A 22,069-nucleotide genomic window follows, 5' to 3' on the forward strand; every position below is an offset into this window, starting at 1 on the left:
GGCGCATTCTAGGGTCGGCCTTGAAGCCGCCCGCACGGGACGGCACCGCGCTCGACGGTCCGAGCGTCGGCCCTCAACCCTCCCCGCCGGCGACGGCGGCGAGCACCGCCGCCAGCGATGCCGGCTTGACCAGGTGCAGGTCGAAGCCGGCCGCCTTCGAGCGCTCGCGGTCCGCCGGCTGGCCGTAGCCGCTGAGGGCGACCAGGCGCAGCGGCGCCCGGCCCCGCAGCGCCCGCAGCCGGCGCGCCACCTCGTAGCCGTCCATCCCGGGCAGGCCGATGTCGAGCATCACGGCCTGCGGCGCATCGGCCTGCGCCGCCTGCAGGGCCTCGTGCGGGCCGTAGGCCACCGTCACCTCGTGGCCCTCCAGCGCCAGCATGGTGGCCAGCGAATCGGCGGCGTCCCGGTTGTCGTCCACCACCAGCACCTTCATCGCGCCGGCGGCCGGGAACGGCTGGGCGGCCGTGACCGTCGGTTGCAGCGGCGTGACCGGCAGGCGCAGCTCGAACAGCGCGCCCCGCCCCGGCCCGGCGCTGTCGGCGCACACCCGCCCGCCCTGCATCTCCATCAGCCGCTTGACCACCGACAACCCGATGCCCAGGCCGCCCTGCGACCGGTCGAGCGTGCGGTCGCTCTGCACGAAGAGCTCGAACACCCGCGGCAGCAGCTCGGCGCTCAGGCCCACGCCGTTGTCCTGCACCCGCAGCACCGCCTCGCCGTCCTCGCGCGCCAGCTCGACGCGGATGTCGCCGCCCGGGTCGGTGTACTTGGCGGCGTTGGTCAGCAGGTTGACGGCGCACTGCTGCAGCCGCAGCTCGTCGCCCATCACCGTCAGCGGCTCGCGCCGCGACACCATGGCGACGCGGTGCCGGCGCTCGCGCACCAGCGGCTCCACCGTCTCCAGGGCGCGGCGGGCCACCGTGTCGAGGTCGACCGGCCGGTGCTGCAGCTCGATGCGGCCGCGGGTGATGCGCGACACGTCGAGCAGGTCGTCGACCAGCCGGCCCAGCTGCTCCACCTGCCGCCGGATGATCTGGCCGGCGCTCTGCAGCCGCGGGTCGGGCGGGGCCAGCCGCTGCACCAGCTCCACCCCGTTGCGGATGGGCGCCAGCGGGTTGCGCAGCTCGTGCGCCAGCATGGCGAGGAACTCGTCCTTGCGGCGGTCCTGCTCGCGCAGGTCGTCGAGCAGGACCTGCCTCTCGGCTTCCACCCGCTTGCGGTCGGTGATGTCGAAGGACACACCGGTCAGCTGGCGCGGGCGGTCCTGCTCGTCGCACAGCACGCGGGCGCGCACCTGCATCCAGCGCTCCTCGCCGGTGTCGGGGCGGCGGATGCGGATCTCGTCGCTGAGCTCGCCGCGCGCCGCGACCGCGGCCTCCAGCCGCTCGCGGTGCCGCGGCAGGTCGTCGGGGTGCACGCTGGCATAGCCCTCGTCCAGGCTGGTCAGGCCGCGTCCCAGGATCTCGCTGGCGTTGGCCGAGGCCGACACGCGCGAGGTGTCGAGGTCGATCTCCCACACGATCATCCGCGCGCTGGCCAGCCCCAATCGCATCTGCTCCTCGGCGCTGCGGCGCAGGCGGTCGAGCTCGATGATGGCGGTGACGCGGGCCAGCAGCTCGCGCGCGGTGAAGGGCTTGACCAGGTAGTCGTCGGCACCGGCGTCCAGCCCCTCCACCCGCGACTCCTCGCCGGCGCGGGCCGACAGCAGGATCACCGGCAGCGTGCGCAGCGCGTCGTCCGACCGCACCGCCGCCAGCAGGCCGAAGCCGTCCAGCCTCGGCATCATCACGTCGGACAGCAGCAGCGCCGGCCGTTCGCGGCGCACCGCGGCGAGCGCCGCCTCGCCGTCGCCCACCGCCTCGATGCGGAACAGCGGCGACAGCAGCTGGCTGACGTAGTCGCGCATGTCGGCGTTGTCGTCGGCCAGCACGATGCGCGCGCCGAGCGCGGCGTGGTAGCGGCGGCCCACCGCCCGCGCGTCCGGCGTCGGCGTCGCCGGCGTGGCGGCGTCGGCGGACCCCGGCGTGCCGGGCAGCCAGCGCAGCGCCTCCTGCACGAAGGCGGAGGCCTGCACCGGTCCCGACGCCGACGGCTGCGCCTCCACCTGCTCGCGCGGCAGATGGCGGTGCCCCAGCGGCAGCCGCACGGTGAAGGTGGTGCCCTCGTCCAGCCGGCTCTGCGCGGTCACCTCGCCGCCGTGCAGCCGCACCAGCTCCTGCACCAGCGCCAGGCCGATGCCGCTGCCCTCGTGCGTTCGGCCCCGGCTGCCCTCCACCCGGTGGAAGCGCTCGAACAGCCGCGGCAGCTCGTCCGCCGGCACGCCGACGCCGGTGTCGGCCACCGCGAGCACCGCCTGGCCTTCGACCTCCTGCAGGGACAGCGCGATGCGACCCTGCAGCGTGAACTTCAAGGCGTTGGACAGCAGGTTCAGGACCACCTTCTCCCACAGGTCCAGGTCGACCCAGGCCGGCTGCGACAGCGGCGCGCAGTCGACCTCGAAGCGCAGGCCGGCGCGCTCGACCGCGGAGCGGAACAGGCCGGCCAGCTCGCGCGTGCGCTCGGTCAGGTCGGTGGGCCGGAAGCGCGCCTGCAGGCGGCCGGCCTCCAGCCGCGAGAAGTCGAGCAGCGAGTTGACCAGCCGCGACAGGCGCGCCGCGTTGCGGTGGGCCAGGCGCAGCGGCTCCAGCAGCGCCGGCGGCAGCTCGTCCGTCCGGTCCAGCAGGTCCGACAGCGGTCCCAGCATCAGCGTCAGCGGCGTGCGGAACTCGTGGCTGACGTTGGAGAAGAACTGCGTCTTCGCGCGGTCGAGCCGGGCCAGTTCCTCGGCCCGTTCGTGCTGGCGTTCGTACGCGCGGGCGTTGCCCACCGCCGAGGCGACCTGCTGGGCCACCAGCGACAGGAAGTCGCGGTAGCGGGCATCGGGCAGGCGGTAGGGGTTGAGACCGACCACCAGCACGCCCTCGACGCCGTCGTCGCCGGACGCCGGCAGCGGCAGCACCATGGCGGCGGTGGGCGGCCGGTCCCAGCCGCCGCGCGGCCAGTCGCCGCCGGGCAACGCCTCGACCAGCCGCGGCGCGTGGTGGGCGATCACCGCATCGGCCTCCCAGGGCGCGGCGGCCGGGTCCAGCCAGGCGCCCAGGCGGCCGAGCGACGCGACGCCCAGCGTGCCGCCGGCCAGCGTCAGCCGCGCACCGCCCACCGGCCGCAGGAAGACCAGGCCGAAGGGCAGGTCGCGCGGGTCGCTCTGCAGCGCCTGCAGGCACTGGCGGCAGGCGTCGGCCACGGTTCGCGCGTCGCCGGCGCGGGCGGCCACCTCGCGCAGCAGCGCCAGCTGGCGCTCGCTGATCACCCGCTGCGTCTCGTCCGCGTTGGCGCAGATGATGCCGGCCGGGGCGCCGTCGTCGCCCGGGATCGGGCTGTAGGAGAAGGTGTAGTACGTCTCTTCCGGGTAGCCGTTGCGCTCCATGATGAGCAGCTGGCTCTCGACGAAGGTGCCGTCGCCGCTCATCGCCGACGACAGCAGTGGCGCGATGTCCTTCCAGATCTCCTTCCACACCACCTCGGTGGGCCGGCCCAGCGCCCACGGGTGCTTGCCGCCGATGATGGCCTTGTAGGGGTCGTTGTAGAGGTAGATGAGCTCGGGGCCCCAGCCGATCCAGATCGGCTGCCGCGAGGTGAGCATGATGCGCACCACCGTCTTCAGGCTGCGCGGCCATTGCGACGGCGGACCGAGCGGCGTGGCCGCCCAGTCGTGCGAGCGCATGCGCTCGCCCAGCTCGCCGCCGCCGGCGAGAAATCCTTCGTTGTCCGATGCGTCGACTGCCATCGTGGTCGTCCCTGGTCGCGGCCGGGCGGGCGCCGGGCGGCGCCAGACGGGCGGTGGCGGCGATGATGCCGGACTCGCCCGGGCAGCGCCCGGGCACGCCCGGCAGCCCGTTCCTCCCGCAGGGGACGCTGCGAGCGTGAGGAAGCGTCCCGTGCCACCGGGGCGGCCTCGACCAAATCCGGCAGCCTGGTGAGTGCCGACACCTCCAACGCCGAATGGCAGCGCGACCTGTCCTACAGCCTGACCCTGCTCGCCGAGTCTTACCACGCGCACGGCGAACGCTCATCGGCACTGGAGTTCGCTGTCCGCAGCCTGGCCATCGACGAGCGGCTCGCGAAGCTCGACCCGACGAATGTGACGTGGCAGAGGGACGTAGAAGTCAGCCGGGCCCTGCTCGCGCGACTGCAAGCGCAGTCCTAGCGTTCTCGCAACGGCACGCGCCTGTGGTGCGACCGACGCCTCTGCTGCGCATCCAGGCGGCAGCATCTAAGGCAACAAGCCGTGGTCAGTTCGTCCGTCTGGGCAACTGCGACCAATCCCGCGGCCCCAACCCCTGCGCCGCCGCCTGCTCCAACGTCGATCGCACCGCCTGCACCACGCGCATCGGTGAGTCGACAGCGGTGGCGGCCTGCGCCGCCAGCCGCAGATCCTTCAAGCCAAGATCCACCGTGAACCCCACCGCCGTCGCATCGATCTCTTCGAACTCAGCACCGGAACGTGCCGGGGCGTCGAACGCCGCGGCCAGCGCCCGGCCCACCCCTTCGTACACCGGCCCGCGCAGCAGCTTGCCGGTGACGATGCGCTGCGCCACCGCGGGCGGCACGCCGTGGCGGGCGGCCAGGCCGAAGGCTTCGGTCATCGTGGCGATGGCGCTGGCGATGAGCAGGTTGCCGGCGAGCTTCATCGCGGCGGCGGCCTCGGGCGACACCACCTCGTGCACCCGCGGCGCGAAGGCCGCGACGGCGCGGCGGGCGTTGGCCAGCGCATCGACCTCACCGCCGGTGGTGCCCCACACCGCGGTCAGGTCGCCGGCCCAGGCCTCGTCGGGCCGGCCGAACACGGGACAGGCGACGAAGCGCTGGCAGTGGGCGGCATGGGCCTCGGCCAGGTCGCGCGCGGTGGCCACGCCCAGCGTGCCGATGCACAGGTGCACCGCACCGGGTGCCAGGCTCGACAACAACGACCCATGGACCAGCGCCGACAGCGCCGCATCGTCGGTCACCGCGCTGACCACCAGCCCGGTGGCGCCCACGACGGCCGGAAGCGCCTCCTCGTCGTCGACCACCGCGGCCCGCGGCACCTGCTGCGCCAGCAGGCCGCGCCGCGCCGGCCGCGGGTCCCAGCCGGTGACGAGGAAGCCGGCCCCCCTGCAGCCGCGCCGCCAGGGCCAGGCCCATCGCGCCCAGCCCGGCCACCACCACCGGCGTGCCGCCGGGCCGGGTCATGCCGCGTTGCGCGACGCGTCCGCGTCGGGCAGCCGCAGCTCCAGTTCGTCGTACGCCTGCAGCGCCGGCAGCAGCGCGTCGGCCTGCTCGGCCATCAGCAAGGCGGTGATGCCGGCCACCAGCCGCGGCGTGGCGTACTTGTGGCCGCTGGACGAGGTGGTGTGCGGCCCCATGCTGACGATGGAGGAGAAGTTGAAGGCCTTGACGCGCGACACCCAGGCCTGACCGGCGTCGTCCGGCCGCAGCGGCCGGTACTCGAAGTGCGGCCCCAGGTAGGGGTATTCGCCCAGCGACTCGCTGGCCTCCTCGGCCGGCGGGGTGTGGCGGTGGCGCCAGCGCTGCACCAGGGCGCCGAGCGTGCGCAGTTCGGCCCGGGCGTCGTAGTCCACCACCGAGCCGGTGGCGCACAGCAGGTGGTCGAAGTGGAAGGTGGCGTGCGGCGTCACCACGCGCACGCCGTCGCCCTCGTCGGCCACGTCCAGCCAGGGCGAGCCGGCATGCCAGCGGAAGTTGGCGAAGCCGGTGGCGCGGTCGAAGCCGTTCTGCGTCGGCGGCTGGTCGTGGACCTCGAAGTGGCGGTTGATGCGCCAGCGCAGCGCGTCGTCCAGCTCGTAGAAGTGCTTGAGGAAGCCGGTGAACTCGACGCAGCGGTGCGGGTTCACCGTGGGCAGCACCTCGCGCCGGAAGCACAGGTCGACCGAGGCGGCGCCGTGCTCCAGCAGCACGCAGGCGTTGTCGAAGGCCGAGGCGCCATGGCCGAGCACGCCCACCCGCTTGCCGGCCAGCGCGGCGAAGTCGATGCCGGGCTGGTTGGAATGCACGATGCGGTCGGGCGACACCCGCGCCGCGATGGCCGGCGGGATGCGCCAGGCACCGCAGCCGTCGTAGCCGGTGGCCAGCACCACGTGGCGGGCGAGCAGCGTGCGCTCGGGCAGCACGCGACCATCGTCGGCCGTGGTGGTCACCGACACCGCCACCAGCGGCGGTTCGCCCGCCGGCACGCCGTCGGCCGGGCCGAGGCCGCTGCAGGCGGTGTGGTTGAGCACCTGCACCCCGGTCATGCGGCGGAACCAGCGCAGGAAGGCCATCCACCGGGTGCGCTCGATGCGGTCGATCCGGTCCCAGGCGGCGTCGCCGTGGCGGGCGCGGTAGTACGCCGGCGCCGACAGGCTGGGGATGCCGAACTCCAGGCCGACGGTGCGCTTGGGCGTGCGCAGGTGCGACATGCGGGCGAAGCTTTCCCACACGCCCTCCTGGCCCGGGGCGGCGGCGTCGACCACCAGCACGTCGGCCACGCCTTCGCGCTTCAGCGCGAAGGCGGCGGCCAGGCCGGCCTGGCCGCCGCCGACGATCAGCACGTCGTGCACATGCTGGCCGCTGGCGTGGGTGCGCGGCCGCACCCAGTCGCGGCCGGGGTAGGCCAGCAGCGCCAGTTCCTCGCGCACGCGGGCTTCGAGCTGCTGCAGCCCGTGGTCGGCAGATGGGTCCATGCTCATCGCAATCCCTCGCGCAGGAAGCCCCGCAGCGGCGAGGCAGGGGTGTCGAAGTCGTCGGCGATGTCGAAGTGCGCCGCCCCCGGCACCGGCTGCCACACCGCCCCCGCCGGCCCGCGCGCCAGCGCCCAGTGCAGCGCCCGCGACTGGCGGACGAACTCGCTCGTCTCCTGCTCGCCGACGGCCACCATCGCCGGCACCGGCAGCGGCCGCGCCTCGGCCTGCAGCAACGGGCTCATCGACTGAGCCTCCGCGGCGGTGAAGCCGGCGTCGGCCTCGCCGTGCGCGGCGAGCAGCGGGCGCAGGTCGTACAGGCCGCTGACCAGCAGCAGGCGCCGCAGGCCACGCAGCCAGGCGGCCTTGCGCGCCACCGCCGCCTGCGTCGCGGCCAGCGCCAGGTGCGCGCCGGACGAATGGCCCGCCAGCCCCAGCCGGCCGGCGTCGACCTCGAGCGTGGGCGCCAGGGCACACACCGCGTCCAGGCCATGCTCGACCGCGTCGACAATGGCCGACAGCCGGACCTCGGGCTCGTTCAGCTTGGGCTGGTTGAGCACCGCCAGCGCCCAGCCTTCGGCCCGGGCGGCCTCGGCCCAGTAAGCGGTCTCGCGGCTGGTGTTCAACCGCCAGCGCCCGCCATGCACGAAGACCAGCAGCGGCGGCGGTGCGCTCCCCCGCGACGCCGAAGGCGGGGGCCGGTACAGGTCGAAGACCGCCCAGCCCGCCACGCCGAAACGGTGCCGCGTGGGCGATCGCGTGGCATGCGCCTGCAGCGCCCGCTCGCGCAGCGCCTGCAGGTCGCGGCGGTTGCGCTCGTCCGCGTTGTTGTCGTAGCGCGCGGCCAGCTCGCCGGCGGGCAACGCCGGCCAGGCGAGGTGCGGGTTGAGGGCGGGGGATGCGGCGATCGTCACAGCCCGCGGCGGCCGCAACTTCCATGCCGCCAGACCGCGCCGGGCCCAGCCGACATAGGCACTCCGGATGGGACCGCAATGGCACAGCCCTTGCGGTTCCCTGGTGCGACGCCAGCGTCGTCATAGGCCAAGCCGATGAACGTCTGCCACCGCCACCGATGACACCCGCCCGCCGGCCCGTCCGGCGCCTCCCCATGGTGAACATGAGCGATCCATCCCTGTTCGATCCGGCGCGCTATGCACCAGTGCGGCGCCCGCTGCTCGACGCCAGCGGCCTGCCGGCCGACTGCTACCGCGACGAGCGCTTCTTCCAGCGCGAGCTGGCGCAGGTCTTCGGCCGCGGCTGGCTGATGCTGGGCCGCGAGGACATGGTCCCCGAGCGGGGCGACTTCTTCACCGTCGACCACGCCGGCGCCGCGCTCATCGTGCTGCGCGACCACGACGGCCGGGTGCGCGCGCTGCACAACGTCTGCCGCCACCGCGGCGCGCGGCTGGTCGACGTGCCGGCCGGTGCCGCCACCGGCCGCACGGCCTCCATCGTCTGCCCCTACCACGCCTGGAGCTTCGCGCTCGACGGCTCGCTGCGCGCTTGCGTCGGCATGGAGGACACGCGGGCCTTCGACAAGGCCGACTGGCCGCTGGCCGCCGCGCGCTGCGAGACCTGGGCCGGCTTCGTCTGGGTGTCGCTGGACGACGCCGCGCCGCCGCTGCTCGACTGGCTGGGCGAACTGCCCGAGCGGCTGGCGCCCTACCGGCTGCAGGACATGGTCGCCACCCGCGTCGTCACCCACGACGTCGAGTGCAACTGGAAGACCTGGGTCGAGAACTTCATGGAGGGGTACCACATCCCCACCGTGCACCGCTCCACCATCAGCAAGTTGAAGGCGGTGAACCACCCCGAGGAACCGCGCGGCAACGGCCAGTACACCGCCATCTTCGAGCAGCACGACGGCACGCTGGCGCTGCTGCCCGGCGATGCCGGCTTCCCGCCCATCGAGGGGCTGGACGGCGAGTCGGTGCGCGGCAGCCGCTTCATGCTGGTCTACCCCACGACGATGTTCGCGCTGACGGTGGACGCGATGTGGTGCTTCCAGTGCCTGCCGCTGGCGCCGGAGCGCACGCGCATCGTGCACACCTCGCTGTTCCCCCGGTCGCGCACCGCGCGGCCGGACTTCGAGGCGCTGGCCGCGAACTACTACAAGCGCCAGGACCGGGTGGTGAAGGAGGACAACGACATCGCCGCCTGGCAGCAGCGCGGGCTGCGCTCGCCGATGGCGCGGCCCGGGCGCTTCGCGACGAAGGAGCGCATCGTGCACGCGCTGGACAACTGGATCCTCGACCGGGTGCTGGGCGAATGACGACCCTGCACATCGACGCGCGGCCGACCGCCATCGACTGGCGCGCCGCCGAGACCGCGCTGGTGGTGGTCGACATGCAGAACGGCTTCCTGAAGCCCGGCGGCTACTTCGACCAAGTCGGCTACGACCTGGCGCACGCGCCCGGCACCATCGCGCGCGTCGGCGCCGCGGTGGCCGCGGCCCGCGGGGCCGGGCTGCCGGTGGTTTTCATCCAGAGCGGCTTCGACGCCCGGCACCTGTGCGTCGGCGGCGACACCGCCCCGGTGTGGCACAAGTCCGAGGCGCAGGTGCTGATGCGCGAGCGGCCCGAGCTGGCCTTCCGGCTCATCACCGACGGCACCTGGGACTACCAGATCGTCGACGAGCTGGCGCCCCGGCCGGACGAGCCGGTGATCCGCAAGTCGCGCTACAGCGCCTTCGCCGGCACCTCGCTGGACCAGTGGCTGCGCGCGCGGCGCCTGCGCAACCTGGTGTTCTGCGGCGTGGCCGCCAACGTCTGCGTCGAGACCTCGCTGCGCGACGCCTACGGCCACGAGTACTTCGTGCTGCTGCTGTCCGACGCCACGCGGCAGGCCGGGCCGCAGTACCTCCTGGACGCGACGCTGTGGAACGTGGAGCGGTTCTTCGGCTGGGTCACGCCGCTCGCCGCCTTCGAGCAGGCCTGCGCCGCGAAGGCCGTGGCATGAATGCCGTGGACAAGGTGATGGCGGGCCGCACGTCGGTGCGCGTCGCCATCGTGCAGACCGCCCCGGTGTACCTCGACCTCGAACGCTCCATCGACAAGGCCATCGCCAAGATCGCCGAGGCCGCCGCCGGTGGCGCCGAGCTCATCGTCTTCAGCGAGAGCTGGCTGGCCGGCTACCCCTACTGGGACGAAGGCTGGAACAGCGACGCCCACGCCTGGATGGCGGTGCGCACCCGCTTCTTCGACAACGCGCTGCTGGTGCCAAGCGCGCCCTACCAGCGGCTGGCCGACGCCGCCGCCGCCCACGGCGTCGTCGTCGTCATGGGCTGCAACGAGCTGGACGAGCGGCCCGGCGTGCACACCGTCTACAACACGCTGCTGTTCATCGGCGCCGACGGCCGGCTCGTCGGCAAGCACCGCAAGCTGCGGCCGACGTACGTCGAGTCCGCCTTCTGGGGCCCCGGCGACGGCGGCGACCTCTACACCCACGCCACGCCGCTGGGACGGCTGGGCGGCCTCATCTGCGGCGAGCACGTGATGACGCTGGCCCGCGCCCGGCTGATCGAGCAGGGCGAGGACTTCCACATCGCCGTCTACCCCGGCGCCTTCAACGTCTGGAGCGGGCCCAAGCTGCAGGTCGAGGACCCCGAGGGCAAGTACTTCATCGGCCATGCGTCGTGCCGGGCGCACGCCAACGAGGCCGGCGCCTTCGTGCTCTGCGCGGTGGGCTACCTGGACCCGTCCGACATCCCGGCCGACTTCCCGATGCGCGACTCGCTGAACATCGAATACGCGCGCGGCGGCAGCATGGTGGTGTCGCCCGCCGGCGTGCCGCTGGTCGGCCCGGTGCACGGCGACACCATCGTCTTCGCCGACTGCCCGGCCAACATGGTCAAGCTGTCCAAGGCCATCATCGACACCAACGGCCACTACGGCCGGCCCGACGTGCTGAGCCTGCACTACCACCCGCGGTCCAGCCCATGACGTCGGTGCTGGTGTGTGGCCTGGGAACGATGGGCCGGCCCATTGCGCAACGGCTGCGGGCGGCCGGGCACCGGGTGGCCGGCCACGACCCGCTGCCGGCGGCGCTCGCGGCGTGGGCCGACCACGGCGGCCAGGCGATCGATGCCACCGCCCTGCCCGCCGCGGTGCACGCCGCCGACGTCGTCATCACCTGCGTCACCGACGAGGCGGCGCTGCGCGCGCTGTGGGCCGGCGAGGCGGCCGACGGCGCGCCGCTGGCCGCGCACCTGCGCGCGGGCACGCTGGTGGTCGACCACACCACCACCGGCCTCGCGCTGGCGCGGGCGCTGGCCGCCGACATGGCGGCGCGCGGCGTGCGGTGGCTGGACGCGCCGCTGTCCGGCGGCGTGGCGGCCGCCGAGGCCGGCGGCCTGCTCGCGCTGGTCGGCGGCGGCGACGAGGCCCTGCACGCCGCGCTGCCCCTGCTGACCACCTACTGCGCGCGGGTGCAGCCGCTGGGGCCCGCCGGCTGCGGCCAGGCCGGCAAGCTGGCCAACCAGCTCGCCATCGCCGGCACCAACCTCGGCCTGGCCACGGCCGCCGCCTTCGCCCAGGCGCAGGGCCTGGACGTCGCGGCCTGGCTGCAGGCGCTGGCCGGCGGTTCGGCCGCCTCGGCGCAGCGCGACCAGCACGCCGGGCTGCTGGCCGAACGGCCCGAGGCCGGTGCCGCCACGCTGTTCCCCTGGCTCGACAAGGACCTGCGCCTGGCGCAGGCCGCCGCTTCGCAGCCGCTCCCCCTGGCCGAGGCGGTGCAGCGCCTGGCCGAGGCCTTCCGCCCCGTCTGAGCCCGCCACCGGACCGCCGCCATGGAACTGCGCCACCTGCGCTACTTCGAGGCCATCGCCGAGTGCGGCAACGTCACCCGCGCGGCCGAGCGGCTGGGCATCTCGCAGCCCTCGCTCAGCCAGGCGATGAAGGAGCTGGAGGCCGACGTCGGTCGCCAGCTCTTCGTGCGCGGCCCGCGCGGCAGCGTGCTCACCGAGGCCGGCCGCGAGTTCAGCCGCCATGCGGCCGACATCCTGTCGCGGGTGCCGCGCGCCTTCGAGGCGGCGCGGCTGGCGGCGCAGGGCGCGGGCGGCCAGCTGGTGCTGGGCTTCACCGGCTCCAGCGTGTTCGACGTGGTGCCGCCGCTGCTGCGCCGCGCCGCCGTCGCGCTGCCCGGCGTCACCCTGCGGCTGCTGGAGATGCTGACCGACAAGCAGATCGAGTCGCTGCGTTCGCGGCGCATCGACGCCGCCATCGGCCGGCCGCTGCACGGCGAGCCGGGGCTGGTGTCGCGCGTCATCGGCCAACGCGCCGTCATCGCCGCGCTGCACGTCTCGCACCCGCTGGCCCGGCAGGCCGAACTGCGGCTGGCCGACCTGCGCAACCAGCCGCTGGTGGTGCCGCAGCGCCGGCCGGGGCCGGGCTTCCATTCGCAGCTGATGGCGCTGCTGGCGCGCGCCCACCTCGACCTGCACGTCGCCCACGAGGCCACGCACCTGCCCACCGTCGTCGGCCTGGTGGCCGCCGGGCTGGGCATCGGCCTGGTCAGCGACGAGCTGCGCCACCTGGAGGTGCGCGACGTGGTGTACCGCCCGCTGGCCGAAGGCCGGCAGGCGCTGCAACTGGCCATCTCCTGGCGGCAGGACGACGACGCGCGGGCACTGGCCGCGCTGGTCGACCTGGCCGCCACCCTGGACACCGACCCCGGAGCCATGCGTGCCGCCTGATGACCTCACACCGGCCGACGCCATCGGCCTGCCCGCCCTGTCCGCGCAGGTGCGGCGCGACCTCGAACGGCTGGCCTACCCGGCCAAGCCCTGGGTCGATGCGCCGCCGCCGGCGACGCTGGCCCGCCTCGGGCTGGCGCCGGGCCAGGAAGTGCTGGACTGCGCCATCGTCGGCGGCGGCCAGTTCGGCCTCACCATCGCCCACGGCCTGCAGCGCGAATGCGTGCAGCGGGTGCGGGTGTTCGACCGCAACCCGCGCGGCCAGGAAGGCCCGTGGAGCACCTTCGCGCGCATGAAGATGCTGCGCACGCCGAAGGACCCCACCGGCCACGACCTGGGCAACGCCAGCCTCACCTTCCGCGCCTGGTACGAGGCGCAGCACGGCGCCGACGGCTGGCAGCGCCTGTTCCGCATCAGCCGCCCGGACTGGCAGGCCTACCTCGGCTGGTACCGCGACGTCACCGGCGTCGACGTGCGCAACGAGGTGGCGGTGACGGCGGTCGAGCCCTGGCCCTCGGCGGCCCACGCCGTGCTGTTCCGGCTGACGCTGCAGGACGCCGCCGGGAAGGACGCGACCGCCTATGCGCGCACGGTGGTCTTCGCCAGCGGCGCCGAGGGGTCGGGCGGCCATGCGGTGCCCGACGTGGTCTCGCGCGGCCTGCCGCCGGCGCTGGTCGCCCACACCAGCGACTGGCCGGTGGACTTCTCGCGTTTCGCCGGCCAGCGCATCGGCCTGCTCGGTGGCGGCGCGGCCGCCTTCGACACCGCCATCGCCGCGCTCGAAGCGGGCGCGCGCGAGGCCGTGCTGTGCTTCCGCCGGCCCGCGCTGCCGCTGGCCAACCCGCGGCGCTGGATGGAGTTCTGCGGCTTCCTGGCCCACTACCCCGAACTGCCCGACGCCCAGCGCTGGGCCTACATGCACACGCTCTTCCGCATCGGCCAGCCGCCGCCGGTGCCCACCTTCGAGCGCGCCGTGTCGCTGCCCGGCTTCACGCTGCGGCCGGGCACGCCGTGGCTGGCCACACGCGAGGAGCACGGTCAGGCGGTGGTCACCACGCCGCAGGGCGAGGAGCGCTTCGACTTCGTCTTCGTCGCCACCGGTGCCTTCGTCGACCTGGCCGCGCGGCCCGAGTTCGCCGGCCTGCTGCCGCACGTGGCGCTGTGGGGCGAGCGCTTCACGCCGTCGCCGGCGCTGGCCGAACCGCGACTCGCCGCCTTTCCCTACCTCGGCCGCTTCGGCCAGTTCACCGAGAAGGTGCCGGGCACGGCGCCCTGGGTGGAGCGGCTGTTCACCATCACCCGCGCGGCCACGCTGTCGCTGGGCCCGAGCGCGGCGTCGAACAGCAACATCAAGTACACCGCGCCGCGGCTGATCTCGGGCGTCACGCGCGCGCTGTTCCTGTCGGCCGCCGACGAGCACTTCGTGCGGTTCCAACAGGCCAACCACGACGAGCTGGCAGCCGACGCGGTGGCGCGGGTCGGCGGCCTGGCGGAGGTGACGCGATGAGCGGGCTGGAGGCGGGCTGGTTCGACATGGACCACCCCGCCGACTGGTCCCGATTGCAGTCGCTCGTGAGCGACCCGGCCACCGTCGACCGGCTGGCCATCGTCGCCAAGACCGAGGGCCACACCGCGCCCAACGACTTCGCCCGCCAGCTCGCGCGGCAGGCGCTCGACCCCTGGCTGGCGCCGCTGGCCGCCGACGGCCGGGCGGTGGTGGTGCTGGCCAACGGCTGCGAGGGCGTGGCCACGCCGGGCGGTGTTGCGCTCATCCGCCGCCGGGGCGCCGACGCCGCCGGGCTGCGGCTGGGCCTGGCCCGCTCGCGGCCGCTGCCGGCCGACGCGATCGGCACGCCGGCGGCGATCGACGCGGTGGCGGCCTGCGTGCGCGCCGCCGCCGACGACGCCGGCCTGGCCCTGCCCGAGGTGGCGCTGGCCATCGTCAAGTGCCCCACCCGCCTGGCCGGCACGGTGCCCACCGAACCCTGGCGCGCCGACCAGCACCGCGGCCGCGCGCTGGCGGCGCTCGGCATCGCGGTGGCGCTGGGCGAGGTGGCGCGCGAGGCCATCGACGTCGATGCCATCGGCCACGACAGCGGCCCGTGGAGCCGCCGCGCCATGACCTTCGCCGGGCCCGAGGCGCCAGGGGTCGAGGCCCTGGTGCTCGGCGGCAGGCCCGCGCCCGGCGGACTGCGGCTGGGCGTGTGCCACCCCGCCGACCTGCTCGACGCGCCGGCGGTGCGGCGGCTGGCGCGCACGCTCGGCCTGGCCTTCGACGACGACGGCGCGCTGCGCGAGCCGCAGCGGCTGGTGGGCGTGTTCAGCAAGGCCGGCCTGGCCGCCGACGGCCGCGTGCGCGGCGCGCGCACCGGGGTCTTCAGCTCGGCCTACTCGCCCGACAGCGCCATGCGCGCCGCGCAGTCGGGCCTGCTCGGCGGGCTCTTCGGCAGCACCCGCTTCTTCGTCTCCGGCGACCCGGTGCACCAGGCGCCCCCGGGCGGCGCGGTGGTCGCGCTGCTGGTGAAGGACACCGCATGACCGCCTTGCCCTTGCTGAGGACCCACGGCCGCTACGCCGACTCCCCCATCGTCGACCGCGGCGGCTGGCGCTGGCCCAACGGCGCCGGGCTGGCGGTGTACGTCGCCCTCAACGTCGAGGCCTTTCCCTTCGGCGAGGGCATGGGCCCCGACCTCAACCCCAAGCAGCCCGAGCCCGACGTGGTCAACCACGGCTGGCGCGAATGGGGCAACCGCGTCGGGATCTGGCGGCTGCTGGCGCTGCTCGACGACTTCGCGCTGCCGGCCAGCGCGCTGCTCAACACCGCGGTCTACGACCTGCACCCGCGCATCGCGCCGGCGCTGCGCGCGCGTGGCGACGAGGTGGTCGGCCATGGCCACACCAACGCCGAGCGCCAGGCCGAGATGGGGCCCGATCGCGAGGCGGCGATGATCCAGGCGGTGACGGCCCGCCTCACCGCCGAGGAAGGCCGGCCGCCCCGCGGCTGGATGGGCCCGTGGGTCAACGAGAGCGCGCACACGCCCGAGCTGCTGGCCCGCGCCGGCTACCGCTACGTCATGGACTGGATGGTCGACGACCAGCCGATCTGGCTGCGCACCGACGACGGCCCGCTGGTGGCGCTGCCCTACGCCCGGCCGACCAACGACATCGCCATGCTGCACGGCGCGAAGTGGCCGCCCTCGGTGTGGGTCGACGCGCTGATCGACCAGCTCGACGAGATGCTGCGGCAGGCGACGGCGCAGCCGCTGGTGTTCAACCTGTCGCTGCACCCGTACCTGATGCACGCCTTCCGACTGAAGCCGCTGCGCCGCTTCTTCGAGCACCTGGAGGCGCAGGGCGACCGGGTGTGGGTGGCGCGCTGCGGCGACATCGTCGACGCCTCGCTGCCCCACCTCGGACCGCCGCCGGCCTGAGGCCGAACCGGCTTGGTGCGGGGCCGGGGCGCCGCATCGGCAGGCCCTATGGCGGGCGCGATGGCCGCCCTATGGCGCACCGCGCGGACCCCGGGGCGAGCCCTGCATCACGCACACGGCTCGTGGCACAGGCCTTGCGAAAAACCAACCGCCCTTCACCGCCCGGAGTTCGCCATGACCCTGTCCCTTTCCCGTCGCCGGTGGCTCGGCCACACCGCCACCGTGGCCGCCGGCCTCGGCGTGCCGACGCTGCTGCGCGCCCAGGCGGCGCCGGTGAAGATCCGCTTCCAGCTCGACTGGCGGGCCGACGGCCAGGCCGCGCCCTTCTTCTACACCCTGTCCAAGGGCTACTTCGCGCAGGAAGGCCTGGACGTCAGCTTCGACGTCGGCTCCGGCTCGGCGATGGCGGTCAACCGCGTGGCCAGCGGCGTCTACGAGATGGGGTACGGCGACGTCAACGCGCTGATCGAGTTCCTCACCAACACGCCGAACGCGCCCAGCATGCCGCAGGCGGTGTACATGGTGCTGGAGTCGACGCCGGCGGCGGTGATGTCGCTGACCCGCAGCAACATCAACAAGCCCGCCGACCTGGCCGGCAAGACCCTGGGCGCGCCGCCGTTCGACGCCGGCCGCAAGCTGTGGCCGCTGTTCGCCAAGCTGCAGGGCCTGGCGCCCGACGCGGTGAAGTGGACCAACATCGACCCGGCGCTGCGCGAGGTGATGCTGGTCAAGGGCCAGGTCGACGCGGTCACCGGCTTCCAGCCTTCGGGCCTGATCTCGGCCATCGCCGCCGGCGCCAAGGAGGAGGAGCTGCGCATCTTCCACTACAAGGACTTCGGGGTGAACGTCTACGGCAACGCCATCCTCACCGGCAGCCGCTTCCAGGCCGAGCAGCCGGCCGCGGTGGCCGGCTTCCTGCGCGCCTACAACCGCGGGCTGAAGGAATCGATGGCCAATTACGACGAGGCCATCAAGGTGCTCAAGGCGCGCGAGCCCATCATCGACACCACGGTGGAGATGCGCCGCCTGCGCGGCCTGATCGAGCAGTGCGTGCTCACCCCGACCACCAAGGCGCAGGGCCTGGGCGAGGTCAACGGCGCCCGGCTGGCCAAGCAGATCACCGACGTGGCCCAGGCCTTCAACCTGCCCGCGGCGCCGAAGCCGGAGGCGGTGTTCAACCCCGCCTTCCTGCCGGCCAAGACCACGCGCATGATGGTCTGATGGACACCCTGCAGACCCCCCGCCGGCCACCGAGGTGCGCGTGCTCGACCTGCCGGTCGAGCCCGTCACCGCCGCCGCCTTCGCGCCCTACGGCACGCTGATCGACGCGGCGGACGACGGCAAGCTGTTCGGCCCCGACGAAGCCCAGCTGGTGCTCGACCGCGGCACGCCGCGCTTCTACGTCATGACGCTGAAGCGCCGCGAGCTGGGCTTTCGCCACATCACCCGGCACCTGGCGGTGACGCAGTGCCTGGCCTCGGTGGGCGGCGCGCCCTGGCTGCTGGCCGTGGCCCCGCCGGACGCGCCGGACGACCCGGCCGCCGTGCCCGACCTGCAGCGCCTGCGCGCCTTCCGCATCGAGGGCACGCAGGCGGTGATGCTGGGCCGCAGCGTCTGGCACGCCGGGCCCTTCTTCCAGCAGCCGACGCAGGGCTTCTTCAACCTCGAGCTGGCGGACACCAACCAGGTCGACCACCACAACTGCGAGCTCGACCGCCGCTTCGGCGTGCGGGTGCGCTTCGCGGTGTCGGACGGCGGCTGGTGATCCGCATCGCCATCGCCGGCTGCGGCGTGGCCGGCGGCGTGGTGGCCAGCGGCCTGGCCGCCTGTCCCGGCGTGGAACTGCTGGCCTGGGACCGCGCCCAGCCGGAGGACCAGGCGCTGGCCGGCACCGGCCTCAACATCGGTCCCAACGCGCTGCTGGCGCTGCGCGACGGCCTGCCCGAACTGGCCGCGGCGCTGACCGACCACGGGCTGCCGTGGCGCCGCTGGCGGGCCAGCACGGTCGACGGCGAACGGCTGTACGAGGTGCCGCTGCGCGACGTGGCTGCCGAGGACGGCCTGCGCCTGCGCTGGGCCACGCTGTACCGGCTGTGCCGCCAGGGCGCCGAGGGCCGCATCCGCTTCGACACCGCGGTGACCGCCGCCGCGCGCCAGGCCGACGGCCGGCTGCGGCTGACGGTGCAGGCCAGCGACGGCGGCGCCGTGCACGAGGTGCCCGACGTCGACCTGCTGCTCGTCGCCGACGGCCGCTACAGCGGCCTGCGCGACCGGCTCTGCGGCACGCCGGCGGTGCGCCACCTCGGCGTGGCCAACTTCCGCCTGCTGCTCGACGACGGCGGCCGGCTGCCCATCGACGACATGGCGCAGTGGCACCACGGCGCCGCGCGGCTGATCGCCTTCCGGCTGCGCGACGGCCTGGTCTACCTGTCGGGCAACCTGCCGATGGACCCGGGTGCGCCGCTGGGCGACGACGACCGCTCGGCCGAGCACCTGCGCCGCGTCTACCTGCCGGCGGACCGGCCGGTGCTGCCCGAGGTGCGCGCCCTGCTCGACGCCGCGGCCGAGGCCGGCGAACGCGGCGCGCTGCACTGGTCGCGGCTGCAGGAGCAGGACGTGCACTGGCAGGCACCGGCCGGCGCCGGGCTGGACGGCCGCGTGCTCTTCCTCGGCGACGCCGCGCATGCCATGGTGCCCACGCTCGGGCAGGGCGCCACCTCCGCGCTCGAAGACGCCGGCGTGCTGGTGCCCATGCTGCGCCAGGCGCTGGCCACCGGTACCGAAGATCTCGGCGCGGTGGTGCAGCGCTACGTCGCGCGGCGCCAATCGCGCATCGACTTCATCCGCCGCTTCTCCTGGCAGGCCAGCGACGTCATCACCGCCGACGGCTTCTCGCTGCAGCGGGTGCGCGACAAGGGCGGCGCCGCCTACCGCGACCAGCTGCGGCGGCTCTACGGCGAGGCGCTGACGCCCGCGGACGCGGCCGCTTAGTCGACCACCGGCGTCGCCCGCCGCACGATGGCGGCGCTGTCGACGCCGCGCGGCAGGGTGCCGTACTGGCGGTGGCCGCCACCGTCCAGCCGCGAGGCGCTGAAAGCATCGGCCACCGCGGCCGGGGCGTGCTGCCGCAGCAGCGACGCCTGCAGCGCCAGCGCCATGCGGTCGACCAGGCCCCGGGCGCGGAACTCCACCTCGTCGCCGTCGCGCAGGTCGCGCTGCAGCTCGACCACCCAGCGGTCGAGCCGGTTGTCGGCGCCGCGGCCCTTCGCCAGTTCGGCGAAGAACACGTCCAGCACCTCGGGCGACTTCTGCAGCGCGCGCAGCACGTCCAGGCACTGCACGTTGCCGCTGCCCTCCCAGATGGCGTTCACCGGCGCCTCGCGGTACAGGCGCGGGAAGGGGCTGTCCTCCATCACGCCGCTGCCGCCGATGCACTCCATCGCCTCCGCCGCATGCGCCGCCGTGCGCTTGCAGATCCAGTACTTGCCGACCGCGGTGACCAGGCGCACCAGCGCGTCCTCGTGCGGGTCGCTGCGCTGGTCCAGCGCGCGGGCGATGCGCAGGGTGAGCGCCAGCGACGCCTCGCCCTCGATCGCCAGGTCGGCCAGCACGTTGCGCATCAGCGGCTGCTCGTGCAGCAGCCGGCCGAAGGCCGAGCGGTGGCGGCCGTGGTGCAGCGCCAGCGCGGCGGCGGCGCGCTGGCCGCCGGAGGAGCCGATCATGCAGTCGAAGCGGGTCATCGACACCATCTCGATGATGGTGCGCACGCCGCGGCCCTCCTCGCCCACCATCCACGCCAGGGCGCCGCGCAGTTCGGTCTCGCTGCTGGCGTTGGAGGCGTTGCCCATCTTCTTCTTCAGCCGCACCAGCTGCAGCGGGTTCTTCGTGCCGTCGGGCCGCCAGCGCGGCAGCAGGAAGCAGCTCAAGCCGCCGGGGGCCTGGGCCAGCACCAGGAAGGCGTCGCACATCGGCGCCGAGACGAAGTACTTGTGGCCCACCAGCTCGTAGGCGGCGCCGGGCCCGGTGGCGGCGCCCGTGGGATGGGCGCGGGTGGTGTTGGCGCGCACGTCGGAGCCGCCCTGCTTCTCGGTCATCGCCATGCCGATGGTGAGCCCGTCCTTCTGTCCGTCGCCCACGTTGCGCGGGTCGTAGCGCCGGGACAGGATTTTCGGCACCCAGGTCGACGCCAGCGACGGCGTCGTCATCAGCGCGGGCACCGAGGCGAAGGTCATCGTCACCGGGCAGAGGTGGCCGGCCTCCACCTGGGTCTGCAGGTAGAAGTGCGCGGCGCGGGCGACGTGCGCGCCCGGCTTCGGCTCGGACCAGGGCGAGGCGTGCAGGCCCTGCCCGATCGCCGTCGTCATCAGCTGGTGGTAGGCGGGGTGGAACTTGACCAGGTCGATGCGGCGGCCGAAGCGGTCGTGCGTCTCCAGCTGCGGCGGGTGCTGGTTGGCCAGCGCGCCGAGCTCCAGCGTTTCGGCCGAGCCGGCACGGCGGCCGAAGGCCGACAGCGCCTCGTCGGCCCAGGCCGCGCCCTCGCGCTGCACGCCCTCGACCAGCGCGGCGTCCTGCCGGTACAGGTCCAGGTCGGCCAGCTCGGTGCCGACGTTGAAGACCTCGTGGGTGTCGGCCAGGGCCCCCTGGCCGGCGGGCCATCGCTCCGCGGCGTTCATGTGCATCCCCTTCCACGGCGTGGCGGACGTTGCATTCTGGACCCCGCGACGGCCGGCGCACTAGCATCGGCGCACACCACCGGGGCACGACCCCCGAGCGCAAGGACCCGACATGACGGACAAGAAGGCCATCCTCGTCATCGGCGCCGGCGACGCCACCGGCGGCGCCATCGCCAGGCGCTTCGCACGGGAGGGCTACACCGCCTGCATGACGCGGCGCAACGCCGACAAGCTGGCGCCGCTGGTCGCCCAGATCCAGGCCGCCGGCGGCGAGGCGCACGGCTTCGCCAGCGACGCCCGGAAGGAAGAGGCGATGGTCGCGCTGGTGGAGACCGTCGAGTCGGAGATCGCCCCGATCGAGGTGGCGGTCTTCAACATCGGCGCCAACGTGCGCTTTCCGATCACCGAGACCACCGCCCGCGTCTACTTCAAGGTCTGGGAGATGGCCTGCTTCGGCGGCTTCCTCATGGGGCGCGAGGTCGCCAAGCGCATGGTGCCGCGCGGCCGCGGCACCATCCTCTTCACCGGCGCCACCGCCAGCCTGCGCGGGCGCGACGGCTACGCCGCCTTCGCCGGCGCCAAGGCGGCGCTGCGCGCGCTGGCGCAGAGCATGGCCCGCGAGCTGTGGCCCAAGGGCATCCACGTCGCGCACCCGGTGGTCGACGGCGCCATCGACACCGAGTTCATCCGCAGCACCTTCCCCGACCGCTACGCCACCAAGGCGCAGGGCGGCATCGTCGACCCCGAGCACATCGCCGAGACCTACTGGCTGCTGCACCAACAGCCGCGAGACGCCTGGACGCACGAGCTGGAGATCCGGCCGTGGCGGGAGACCTGGTGAACCGCCGCGCCCGCCGCCGACCCCACCACGACCAGGAGATGCCCCCGTGAGCCAGGTTCCCGTCCAGTTCCTCTTCGACTTCGGCAGCCCCAACGCCTACCTCGTGCACAAGGTCATCCCGTCGATCGAGGCCCGCACCGGCGCCACGTTCGAGTACCTGCCCATCCTGCTCGGCGGCCTGTTCAAGCTGGCCAACAACCGGTCACCGATCGAGGCCTTCCGCGACATCCCGAACAAGCTGGCGTACGACCGGCTGGAGATCGAGCGCTTCGTCGCCCGCCATGGCCTGACCCGTTTCCGGTTCAACCCCCACTTCCCGGTCAACACGCTGAAGGTCATGCGCGGCGCGGTGGCGGCCCAGGGGCTGGGCTGCTTCGAGCCCTATGTGGCGGCGGTGTTCGCCGCGATGTGGGAGCAGGGGCTAGACATGGACGACCCGGCGCAGATCGAGGCCGTGCTCGGCGCGGCGGGGCTGGACGCGGCCCGGCTGATGGCCACCGCGCAGGACGCCGAGGTCAAGGCCCGGCTGATGGCCAACACCCAGTCGGCCCACGACCGCGGCGCCTTCGGCTCGCCGACCTTCTTCGTCGGCGACCGGATCTACTTCGGCAAGGACCGCCTGCGCGACGTGGAGGAGGACCTCCAGCACGGGGCCGGCATCGCCAGGTGAACGC

At 74.0% G+C, this 22,069-nt stretch carries 19 protein-coding genes and 1 pseudogene; 14 read left to right on the top strand and 6 right to left on the bottom strand.

The window, feature by feature from the left end:
• Nucleotides 1–73: 73 nt before the first annotated feature.
• Complete coding sequence (locus LRS07_RS19765; RefSeq protein WP_260499632.1) at nt 74–3,826, bottom strand: ATP-binding protein; 3,753 nt, start codon at nt 3,824–3,826, stop codon at nt 74–76.
• 189 nt (nt 3,827–4,015) lie between these two features.
• On the opposite strand from LRS07_RS19765, the gene LRS07_RS19770 reads away from it, so the two are divergent.
• Nucleotides 4,016–4,246, top strand: coding sequence for a hypothetical protein (locus LRS07_RS19770; protein WP_260499633.1), 231 nt, complete (start codon nt 4,016–4,018; stop codon nt 4,244–4,246).
• A gap of 85 nt (nt 4,247–4,331) precedes the next feature.
• Here LRS07_RS19770 and LRS07_RS19775 read toward each other — a convergent pair whose 3' ends face one another.
• From LRS07_RS19775 to LRS07_RS19790, 4 genes and pseudogenes are all read right to left on the bottom strand, one after another.
• On the bottom strand, nt 4,332–4,730 hold the full coding sequence (locus LRS07_RS19775; protein ID WP_312028383.1) for an NAD-binding protein: 399 nt from the start codon (nt 4,728–4,730) through the stop codon (nt 4,332–4,334).
• 51 nt (nt 4,731–4,781) lie between these two features.
• Nucleotides 4,782–5,180: pseudogene (locus LRS07_RS19780) on the bottom strand (NAD(P)-binding domain-containing protein); the annotation flags it as partial.
• Between the two features lie 87 nt (nt 5,181–5,267).
• Nucleotides 5,268–6,767, bottom strand: coding sequence for an FAD/NAD(P)-binding protein (locus tag LRS07_RS19785; protein WP_260499634.1), 1,500 nt, complete (start codon nt 6,765–6,767; stop codon nt 5,268–5,270).
• On the bottom strand, nt 6,764–7,672 hold the full coding sequence (locus tag LRS07_RS19790) for an alpha/beta hydrolase (protein ID WP_260499635.1): 909 nt from the start codon (nt 7,670–7,672) through the stop codon (nt 6,764–6,766). Before LRS07_RS19790 ends, LRS07_RS19785 begins: the two co-directional genes overlap by 4 nt.
• A gap of 203 nt (nt 7,673–7,875) precedes the next feature.
• On the opposite strand from LRS07_RS19790, the gene LRS07_RS19795 reads away from it, so the two are divergent.
• The 11 genes from LRS07_RS19795 to LRS07_RS19845 all read left to right on the top strand — a co-directional run bounded on the left by LRS07_RS19795 (nt 7,876) and on the right by LRS07_RS19845 (nt 18,872).
• Nucleotides 7,876–9,030: an aromatic ring-hydroxylating oxygenase subunit alpha gene (locus tag LRS07_RS19795; protein WP_260499636.1), complete on the top strand. Its 1,155-nt coding sequence runs from the start codon at nt 7,876–7,878 to the stop codon at nt 9,028–9,030.
• Nucleotides 9,027–9,716 carry an isochorismatase family protein gene (locus LRS07_RS19800; RefSeq protein ID WP_260499637.1) on the top strand — a complete coding sequence of 230 codons (690 nt, stop codon included), beginning with the start codon at nt 9,027–9,029 and terminating at the stop codon, nt 9,714–9,716. Before LRS07_RS19795 ends, LRS07_RS19800 begins: the two co-directional genes overlap by 4 nt.
• The gene (locus LRS07_RS19805) at nt 9,713–10,699 is read left to right on the top strand and encodes a nitrilase-related carbon-nitrogen hydrolase (protein ID WP_260499638.1); all 987 of its coding nucleotides are present in this window, start codon (nt 9,713–9,715) and stop codon (nt 10,697–10,699) included. Before LRS07_RS19800 ends, LRS07_RS19805 begins: the two co-directional genes overlap by 4 nt.
• A complete protein-coding gene (locus LRS07_RS19810) occupies nt 10,696–11,523 on the top strand; it encodes an NAD(P)-dependent oxidoreductase (protein ID WP_260499639.1) in 828 nt (275 codons plus the stop codon). Before LRS07_RS19805 ends, LRS07_RS19810 begins: the two co-directional genes overlap by 4 nt.
• Before the next feature lie 21 nt (nt 11,524–11,544).
• Nucleotides 11,545–12,450: a LysR family transcriptional regulator gene (locus LRS07_RS19815; RefSeq protein WP_260499640.1), complete on the top strand. Its 906-nt coding sequence runs from the start codon at nt 11,545–11,547 to the stop codon at nt 12,448–12,450.
• Nucleotides 12,440–13,957, top strand: coding sequence for an FAD/NAD(P)-binding protein (locus tag LRS07_RS19820; protein WP_260499641.1), 1,518 nt, complete (start codon nt 12,440–12,442; stop codon nt 13,955–13,957). Before LRS07_RS19815 ends, LRS07_RS19820 begins: the two co-directional genes overlap by 11 nt.
• Nucleotides 13,954–14,988, top strand: a complete 1,035-nt coding sequence (locus LRS07_RS19825) for a ring-opening amidohydrolase (protein WP_260499642.1) — start codon at nt 13,954–13,956, stop codon at nt 14,986–14,988. Before LRS07_RS19820 ends, LRS07_RS19825 begins: the two co-directional genes overlap by 4 nt.
• Complete coding sequence (locus tag LRS07_RS19830) at nt 14,985–15,881, top strand: polysaccharide deacetylase family protein (protein WP_260499643.1); 897 nt, start codon at nt 14,985–14,987, stop codon at nt 15,879–15,881. Before LRS07_RS19825 ends, LRS07_RS19830 begins: the two co-directional genes overlap by 4 nt.
• 174 nt (nt 15,882–16,055) lie before the next feature.
• A complete protein-coding gene (locus LRS07_RS19835; RefSeq protein ID WP_260499644.1) occupies nt 16,056–17,102 on the top strand; it encodes an ABC transporter substrate-binding protein in 1,047 nt (348 codons plus the stop codon).
• A gap of 40 nt (nt 17,103–17,142) precedes the next feature.
• Nucleotides 17,143–17,646 (top strand): ureidoglycolate lyase, encoded by a 504-nt coding sequence (locus LRS07_RS19840; protein WP_260499645.1) that lies wholly within the window; start codon nt 17,143–17,145, stop codon nt 17,644–17,646.
• Entirely contained in the window at nt 17,643–18,872 is a 1,230-nt protein-coding gene (locus tag LRS07_RS19845) for an FAD-dependent oxidoreductase (RefSeq protein ID WP_260499646.1), read from the top strand. Before LRS07_RS19840 ends, LRS07_RS19845 begins: the two co-directional genes overlap by 4 nt.
• On the opposite strand, the gene LRS07_RS19850 is transcribed toward LRS07_RS19845, so the two are convergent.
• Entirely contained in the window at nt 18,869–20,554 is a 1,686-nt protein-coding gene (locus LRS07_RS19850; protein WP_260499647.1) for an isovaleryl-CoA dehydrogenase, read from the bottom strand. The genes LRS07_RS19845 and LRS07_RS19850 overlap by 4 nt on opposite strands.
• A 112-nt stretch (nt 20,555–20,666) precedes the next feature.
• Here LRS07_RS19850 and LRS07_RS19855 point away from each other — a divergent pair, with 112 nt between their 5' ends.
• Together LRS07_RS19855 and LRS07_RS19860 are read left to right on the top strand one after the other, a co-directional pair.
• On the top strand, nt 20,667–21,395 hold the full coding sequence (locus LRS07_RS19855) for an SDR family oxidoreductase (protein WP_260499648.1): 729 nt from the start codon (nt 20,667–20,669) through the stop codon (nt 21,393–21,395).
• Between the two features lie 46 nt (nt 21,396–21,441).
• Nucleotides 21,442–22,065, top strand: a complete 624-nt coding sequence (locus tag LRS07_RS19860) for a 2-hydroxychromene-2-carboxylate isomerase (RefSeq protein WP_260499649.1) — start codon at nt 21,442–21,444, stop codon at nt 22,063–22,065.
• The last annotated feature ends 4 nt before the right edge of the window (nt 22,066–22,069 follow it).

This window comes from Aquabacterium sp. J223 (assembly GCF_024666615.1).
Classification (GTDB): domain Bacteria; phylum Pseudomonadota; class Gammaproteobacteria; order Burkholderiales; family Burkholderiaceae_C; genus J223.

What these genes read in the sequence shown, in the direction of transcription:
- LRS07_RS19805 (WP_260499638.1), top strand. Translation starts at nt 9,713, where the DNA reads ATGAATGCCGTGGACAAGGTGATGGCGGGCCGCACGTCGGTGCGCGTC.
- LRS07_RS19855 (WP_260499648.1), top strand. Translation starts at nt 20,667, where the DNA reads ATGACGGACAAGAAGGCCATCCTCGTCATCGGCGCCGGCGACGCCACC.
- LRS07_RS19835 (WP_260499644.1), top strand. Translation starts at nt 16,056, where the DNA reads ATGACCCTGTCCCTTTCCCGTCGCCGGTGGCTCGGCCACACCGCCACC.
- LRS07_RS19785 (WP_260499634.1), bottom strand. Translation starts at nt 6,767, where the DNA reads ATGAGCATGGACCCATCTGCCGACCACGGGCTGCAGCAGCTCGAAGCC.
- LRS07_RS19850 (WP_260499647.1), bottom strand. Translation starts at nt 20,554, where the DNA reads ATGAACGCCGCGGAGCGATGGCCCGCCGGCCAGGGGGCCCTGGCCGAC.
- LRS07_RS19830 (WP_260499643.1), top strand. Translation starts at nt 14,985, where the DNA reads ATGACCGCCTTGCCCTTGCTGAGGACCCACGGCCGCTACGCCGACTCC.
- LRS07_RS19795 (WP_260499636.1), top strand. Translation starts at nt 7,876, where the DNA reads ATGAGCGATCCATCCCTGTTCGATCCGGCGCGCTATGCACCAGTGCGG.
- LRS07_RS19765 (WP_260499632.1), bottom strand. Translation starts at nt 3,826, where the DNA reads ATGGCAGTCGACGCATCGGACAACGAAGGATTTCTCGCCGGCGGCGGC.
- LRS07_RS19825 (WP_260499642.1), top strand. Translation starts at nt 13,954, where the DNA reads ATGAGCGGGCTGGAGGCGGGCTGGTTCGACATGGACCACCCCGCCGAC.
- LRS07_RS19810 (WP_260499639.1), top strand. Translation starts at nt 10,696, where the DNA reads ATGACGTCGGTGCTGGTGTGTGGCCTGGGAACGATGGGCCGGCCCATT.
- LRS07_RS19775 (WP_312028383.1), bottom strand. Translation starts at nt 4,730, where the DNA reads ATGAAGCTCGCCGGCAACCTGCTCATCGCCAGCGCCATCGCCACGATG.
- LRS07_RS19800 (WP_260499637.1), top strand. Translation starts at nt 9,027, where the DNA reads ATGACGACCCTGCACATCGACGCGCGGCCGACCGCCATCGACTGGCGC.
- LRS07_RS19815 (WP_260499640.1), top strand. Translation starts at nt 11,545, where the DNA reads ATGGAACTGCGCCACCTGCGCTACTTCGAGGCCATCGCCGAGTGCGGC.